Origin of the sequence: Mesorhizobium sp., from assembly GCF_004962925.1 — a bacterium.
Lineage (GTDB): Bacteria > Pseudomonadota > Alphaproteobacteria > Rhizobiales > Rhizobiaceae > Mesorhizobium.
In genome coordinates this window covers 1-367 of sequence record NZ_SUEO01000456.1, presented here as the reverse complement: position 1 = coordinate 367, position 367 = coordinate 1, and the positions used below count along the sequence as shown (strand labels likewise).

The 367-nt window shown below is 58.3% G+C and carries 1 protein-coding gene; it reads right to left on the bottom strand.

Annotation, left to right across the window (positions count from 1 at the left end):
• Positions 1-313 (bottom strand): endonuclease domain-containing protein (locus tag E5W87_RS35685; protein WP_367118921.1); only part of this gene is annotated, 313 nt, incomplete at its 3' end.
• Positions 314-367: the final 54 nt, after the last annotated feature.

Here is a 367-nt window from a genome sequence, read left to right as displayed (position 1 = left end):
ACTTCTGTCCGGTCCCTTTCGCCTCATTCAGTATCGTCAAGCAGACGCCATCGATGTTCTTCACCACCTCATCGTTCCAGAAGCGGAGCGCCTTGAAACCCCGGATCTCGAAATGCATGTCTCGCGCGGCATCTCGTTTCGACTCCGAATGCTGACCACCATCGACCTCCACAATCAATCGTGCGCCCAAGCAGACGAAGTCGATAATGTAGCCGTCGAGCGGCACCTGGCGCTTGAACTTCAAACCCTCGAGCTGCTTGTTGCGCAGCGCCTGCCAGAGAATGTTTTCGGCCTTGGTCGCATCGGCGCGCATGGCCTTGGCGAAAGCGCGATGTGGCGACGGGATGGTTTGGCGCATGCGTTCGGC